Source organism: Boseongicola aestuarii, from assembly GCF_900184815.1.
Taxonomy (GTDB): Bacteria; Pseudomonadota; Alphaproteobacteria; order Rhodobacterales; family Rhodobacteraceae; genus Boseongicola; species Boseongicola aestuarii.
Genome location: NZ_FXXQ01000038.1, coordinates 1 through 5513, shown reverse-complemented (window position 1 = coordinate 5513; position 5513 = coordinate 1). Strand labels below are relative to the sequence as shown.

The following is a 5513-nucleotide window of genomic DNA, read 5'->3' as shown; positions in this document are numbered from 1 at the left end:
ATCCCGAAGTTGCGGCTCATTCTGATTCTGAACAGCTTCTTGGGAAGTAGCGACAGCTTGGTTTTTAGTGAGTTGTTCCATTCTTTAGCTCCTAGACCTTTAGCAGCAAGGTCCATATCTGACTTTTTGTTAACGTATTTAGCCACATAGAAACCAACAGCCATATAACTGGTAGCTTTAAGCGGCTCACCTTTAGCATCAACAGGCCACAACCAACCAGAACGTGAAAAAGCGTCCTGCGTGTAGCGAACTGCGATGGGCATACTGTAACCATAAGGCCACGTATTTTGCAAGCTATTTAACTGGCGGCGATTGCGTACCCGACGACCAAAATTAGGGTCAACGCTACCTGTAGGAAGTGTCCGCATAAAGTGCACCGCATGGAAATGAAGACGGCCATTAGCTGTACCATACTCAGGCACACAAAAATACTGATAGCAGTCGGCGTGTGAATCATTAGCCTTGCGACCCTCGGCAGCAAGAACCATACGACCAATATCACGAAAATAGTCACGCAAAGCATTGGGATTATCATAAAACGCCTCTAATCGGTCGTCAGCCAACGTGAGAGTGTCAAAAACGATAAACCAACCATCAGCATGAGCCTGTCGCATTGCATTCATCAAACGCTGAATAGCAAAGCCTCTACGCGATTTCATAGTGGAGGCCTCCAGCAATCTTGAACACTCATCCTTAATACCTTTCTTTTTGGGGTAATTATACTCATCGCGAATATCCTTAAGAGGGCGTTCAGCAGCCAGCTTGCGGCAAAACTGCGTAACCGTCTTCTCGTTCTCTAAAAACCATTTTTCGTCCCCTTCGGGGCGGTGGTCTATAGTGTTATTAATATCAAGTTGGGGGAGCACATTGTAGCATTGTGCCAATTCATCCATTAACTTCTCAGTAACAGATACAAACTCATCACGAACGTCAGAAGCAGCCTTATGGCCGTCAACATACATATCACCATTATCGAACTCAACGCCCTGCATACGAAAAGACAGAATCTCTTCCAAGAGCTTGATGCGGTTATCCATCTGCTTATGGAAGCCAAGCATTGGGGATTGAGAAAGAGTAGAAATGCCACAAGCCTCAATAGCAGGTTTAAGAGCCTCGATACGCTCAAAGTCAAAATAATCAGCGTGACATTCAGAAGGGTAATAAGAACGAACCATAAAAAAGCCTCCAAGATTTGGAGGCATGAAAACATACAATTGGGAGGGTGTCAATCCTGACGGTTATTTCCTAGACAAATTAGAGCCAATACCATCAGCTTTACCGTCTTTCCAGAAATTGTTCCAAGTATCGGCAACAGCTTTATCAATACCATGAAAAATATCAACCACACCAGAAGCAGCATCAGTGACGACATTAGAAATATCCTTTGCAGTAGCGCCAATATGAGAAGAGCCATACCGCTGATTCTGCGTTTGCTGATGAACTAAGTCAACCTCAGCACTAACCTTGCGAGTCATTTCTTTGATTTGGTCATTGGTAAAATACTGACCAGCCGTTTGAGCTTGAGTAAGCATTTGGCGCATAATCTCGGAAACCTGCTGTTGCTTGGAAAGATTGGTGTTTTCCATAATAGACGCAACGCGAGCAGTAGACTCCTTCTGTTGATAAGCAAGCATCTCATTTTGTGCATATACCTGGTCTTTCGTATTCTGGCGTGAAGTCGCCGACTGAATGCCAGCAATCTCTTTTTGAGTCTCATTTTGCATCTCGGCAATCTCTTTCTGATTGTCCAGTTGCATTTTAGTAAGCTCTTTTTGATTCTCAAATCCGGCGTCAACCATACCAGCAGAGGAAGCATCAGCACCAGCACGCTCCCAAGCATTAAGCTCAGGAAATGCAGCAGCAAGATAATCACGAGTATCCTTTCCTTTATCAGCGGCAGACTTGCCACCAAGTCCAACCAAATCAAGCAACTTATCAGAAACGGCAGAAGTGCCAGCCTGCAACGTACCTTCAAGAAGTCCTTTACCAGCTTTAGCCATAGCACCAGAAACAAAACTAGGGACGGCCTCATCAGGGTTAGGAACATTAGAGCCTTGAATGGCAGATTTAATACCAGCATCACCCATGCCTACAGTATTGTTATCGGTAGCAAGCACATCACCTTGAATGCCACCGGAGGCGGCTTTTTGACCGCCTCCAAACAATTTAGACATGGCGCCACCAGCAAGAGCAGAAGCAATACCGCCAGCAATAGCACCAAACATAAATCACCTCACTTAAGTGGCTGGAGACAAATAATCTCTTTAATAACCTGATTCAGCGAAACCAATCCGCGGCATTTAGTAGCGGTAAAGTTAGACCAAACCATGAAACCAACATAAACATTATTGCCCGGCGTACGGGGAAGGACGTCAATAGTCACACAGTCCTTGACGGTATAATAACCACCATCATGGCGACCATCCAAAGGATAAACATCATAGGCAGTCGGGAGGGTAGTCGGAACCGAAGAAGACTCAAAGCGAACCAAACAGGCAAAAAATTTAGGGTCGGCATCAAAAGCAATATCAGCACCAACAGAAACAACCTGATTAGCGGCGTTGACAGATGTATCCATCTGAATGCAATGAAGAAAACCACCATTACCAGCATTAACCGTCAAACTATCAAAATATAACGTTGACGATGTAGCTTTAGGTGTCTGTAAAACAGGTGCCGAAGAAGCTGGAGTAACAGAAGTGAGAACCAGCTTATCAGAAAAAAAGTTTGAATTATGGCGAGAAATAAAAGTCTGAAACATGATTAAACTCCTAAGCAGAAAACCTACCGCGCTTCGCTTGGTCAACCCCTCAGCGGCAAAAATTAAAATTTTTACCGCTTCGGCGTTATAACCTCACACTCAATCTTTTATCACGAAGTCATGATTGAATCGCGAGTGGTCGGCAGATTGCGATAAACGGTCACATTAAATTTAACCTGACTATTCCACTGCAACAACTGAACGGACTGGAAACACTGGTCATAATCATGGTGGCGAATAAGTACGCGTTCTTGCAAATCACCAGAAGGCGGTTCCTGAATGAATGGGAAGCCTTCAAGAAGGTGATAAGCAGGAGAAACATACGAAGGCGCATAACGATACCACTGACCCTCAGCAATCTTAAACTTCTTAGACGAATCACCAGAACGGAAAACATCCTTCATAGAAATTTCACGCGGCGGCAAGTTGCCATACAAAACAGGGTCGCCAGCAATATCGGTATAAGTCAAAGCACCTTTAGCGTTAAGGTACTGAATCTCTTTAGTCGCAGTAGGCGGAAAACGAACAAGCGCAAGAGTAAACATAGTGCCATGCTCAGGAACAAAGAAACGCGGCACAGAATGTTTATAGGTCTGTTGAACACGACCAGAAAACTGGCCTAACGACGTTTGGTCAGTTCCATCAACATCATAGCCAGATGCCCAGAGATTAGAGCGCATGACAAGTAAAGGACGGTTGTCAGCGTCATAAGAGGTTTTACCTCCAAATGAAGAAATAACATCATGGTAACGCTGCATGAAGTAATCACGTTCTTGGTCAGTATGCAAATTAGCATAAGCAGCTTGCAGACCCATAATGTCAATAGATGTGGTAGAAGTCGTCATTTGGCGAGAAAGCTCAGTCTCAGGAGGAAGCGGAGCAGTCCAAATGTTTTTGAGATGGCAGCAACGGAAACCATAACGAGCATCATCTTGATTAAGCTCATTAGGGTTAGCCTCGGTACGGTCAGGCATCCACGGCGCTTTAAAATAGTTGTTATAGATATTCAAATAACCCTGAAACAAATGCTTAGGGATTTTATTGGTATCAGGGTTAATCGTGCCAAGAAAAGCGGCATGGTCAATATAACCAGTAGTGTTAACAGTCGGGAGAGGAGTGGCATTAACACCATCCTTCATGAACTTAATCCACTGTTCACCATAAACGTGACGATGAGGGACATAAAAAGTAAAAATGTCTACAGTAGAGTCAATAGCAAGGCCACGACGCAATGGAGAAAGACGGAGAGCGCCAACGGCGTCCATCTCGAAGGAGTCGCCAGCGATAACCGGAGTAGTTGAAATGGTAATAAGACGACCAATCTGACCAGCAAGGAAGCCAAGATGGGAAAGGTCATGCGGCATACGCTCGGCGCCAGTTTGAATATTAGACATAATTTATCCTCAAGTAAGGGGCCGAAGCCCCTGCAATTAAAATTGTTGACCACCTACATACCAAAGACGAGCGCCTTTACGCTTGCCTTTAGTACCTCGCAACGGCTGCGGACGACCAGGGCGAGCGCCAGAACGTTTTTTACCTTTAGACATTACATCACTCCTTCTGCACGTAATTTTTGACGCACGTTTTCTTCTGCGTCAGTAAGAACGTCAGTGTTTCCTGCGCGTACACGCAAGGTAAACGCGAACAATTCAGCGGCTTTAACCGGACGCTCGACGCCATTAATAATGTTTTCCGTAAATTCAGCGCCTTCCATGATGAGACAGGCCGTTTGAATGTTGACGGGATGAACATAATAAGCAATGACGGCAGCAATAAACTCAACAGGAGCAGGAAAGCGAGGGTATCCTACAAAGTCCAGCGTACCATAAACGCAAGCCTCAACGCAGCGACGAGCACGAGAGCGGTCAGTAGCAATCCAAACTTTGTTACTCGTCAGAAAATCGAAATCATCTTCGGTTAAATCCAAAACGGCAGAAGCCTGAATGAGCTTAATAGAGGCCAAAGCGGTCTGGAAACGTACGGATTGTTCAGTAACTTGACTCATGATTTCTTACCTATTAGTGGTTGAACAGCATCGGACTCAGATAGTAATCCACGCTCTTTTAAAATGTCAACAAGAGAATCTCTACCATGAACAAAATGTGACTCATATCTAAACCAGTCCTTGACGAACGTGCCAAGCATATTAAGCCACTTCTCCTCATCCAACGCGTCAGTTTTTGACAGAATCGTTAGTTGATGGCGAAAGGTCGCAAAGTAAGAGCTTCTCGAGCTGCGCAAGGATAGGTCGAATTTTCTCATTTTCCGCCAGCAGTCCACTTCGATTTAATTCGTAAACAAGCAGTAGTAATTCCTGCTTTATCAAGATAATTTTTCGACTCATCAGAAATATCCGAAAGTGTTAACTTCTGCGTCATGGAAGCGATAAAACTCTGCAGGTTGGATACGCCAATCATTTTTATCGAAGCGCGCATAAATTTGAGCAGATTTGTCGTCACAGGTTGCGCCGCCAAAACGTCGGCTACAGTAACTTTTCCCAGCCTCAATCTCATCTCTCTTTTTGCGTTCTGCTTCAATATCTGGTTGAACGGCGTCGCGTCGTAACCCAGCTTGGTAAGTTGGATTAAGCACTCCGTGGACAGATTTGTCATTGTGAGCATTTTCATCCCGAAGTTGCGGCTCATTCTGATTCTGAACAGCTTCTTGGGAAGTAGCGACAGCTTGGTTTTTAGTGAGTTGTTCCATTCTTTAGCTCCTAGACCTTTAGCAGCAAGGTCCATATCTGACTTTT

General features: G+C 44.7%; 9 protein-coding genes. All 9 read right to left on the bottom strand.

Annotated features, from left to right (window positions below; translation table 11 throughout):
- Nucleotides 1-1175: replication endonuclease (locus tag BOA8489_RS21220; protein WP_024182122.1), on the bottom strand; the 1175-nt coding region annotated here is incomplete at its 3' end.
- A 63-nt stretch (nt 1176-1238) separates the two neighbouring features.
- Entirely contained in the window at nt 1239-2225 is a 987-nt protein-coding gene (locus BOA8489_RS21215) for a Minor spike protein (protein ID WP_000466547.1), read from the bottom strand.
- An 8-nt stretch (nt 2226-2233) separates the two neighbouring features.
- Complete coding sequence (locus BOA8489_RS21210) at nt 2234-2761, bottom strand: hypothetical protein (RefSeq protein WP_000487867.1); 528 nt, start codon at nt 2759-2761, stop codon at nt 2234-2236.
- Nucleotides 2762-2871: 110 nt separating this feature from the next.
- The gene (locus BOA8489_RS21205) at nt 2872-4155 is read right to left on the bottom strand and encodes a major capsid protein (protein WP_000065572.1); all 1284 of its coding nucleotides are present in this window, start codon (nt 4153-4155) and stop codon (nt 2872-2874) included.
- Between the two features lie 36 nt (nt 4156-4191).
- On the bottom strand, nt 4192-4308 hold the full coding sequence (locus tag BOA8489_RS21200; RefSeq protein ID WP_000033471.1) for a phage DNA packaging protein J: 117 nt from the start codon (nt 4306-4308) through the stop codon (nt 4192-4194).
- Nucleotides 4308-4766 (bottom strand): scaffolding protein D, encoded by a 459-nt coding sequence (locus tag BOA8489_RS21195; RefSeq protein ID WP_000084700.1) that lies wholly within the window; start codon nt 4764-4766, stop codon nt 4308-4310. The genes BOA8489_RS21200 and BOA8489_RS21195 overlap by 1 nt, the downstream gene beginning before the upstream one ends.
- On the bottom strand, nt 4763-5002 hold the full coding sequence (locus BOA8489_RS21190; protein WP_016670801.1) for a phage DNA packaging protein C: 240 nt from the start codon (nt 5000-5002) through the stop codon (nt 4763-4765). The genes BOA8489_RS21195 and BOA8489_RS21190 overlap by 4 nt, the downstream gene beginning before the upstream one ends.
- Complete coding sequence (locus tag BOA8489_RS21185; RefSeq protein ID WP_435988044.1) at nt 4935-5087, bottom strand: hypothetical protein; 153 nt, start codon at nt 5085-5087, stop codon at nt 4935-4937. Before BOA8489_RS21185 ends, BOA8489_RS21190 begins: the two co-directional genes overlap by 68 nt.
- Nucleotides 5020-5513 (bottom strand): hypothetical protein (locus BOA8489_RS21180; RefSeq protein WP_503092256.1); only part of this gene is annotated, 494 nt, incomplete at its 5' end. The genes BOA8489_RS21185 and BOA8489_RS21180, both read right to left, overlap by 68 nt.

Coding starts and splice junctions, on each gene's coding strand:
- BOA8489_RS21205 (WP_000065572.1), bottom strand. CDS start 4,155: ATGTCTAATATTCAAACTGGCGCCGAGCGTATGCCGCATGACCTTTCC.
- BOA8489_RS21200 (WP_000033471.1), bottom strand. CDS start 4,308: ATGTCTAAAGGTAAAAAACGTTCTGGCGCTCGCCCTGGTCGTCCGCAG.
- BOA8489_RS21195 (WP_000084700.1), bottom strand. CDS start 4,766: ATGAGTCAAGTTACTGAACAATCCGTACGTTTCCAGACCGCTTTGGCC.
- BOA8489_RS21210 (WP_000487867.1), bottom strand. CDS start 2,761: ATGTTTCAGACTTTTATTTCTCGCCATAATTCAAACTTTTTTTCTGAT.
- BOA8489_RS21215 (WP_000466547.1), bottom strand. CDS start 2,225: ATGTTTGGTGCTATTGCTGGCGGTATTGCTTCTGCTCTTGCTGGTGGC.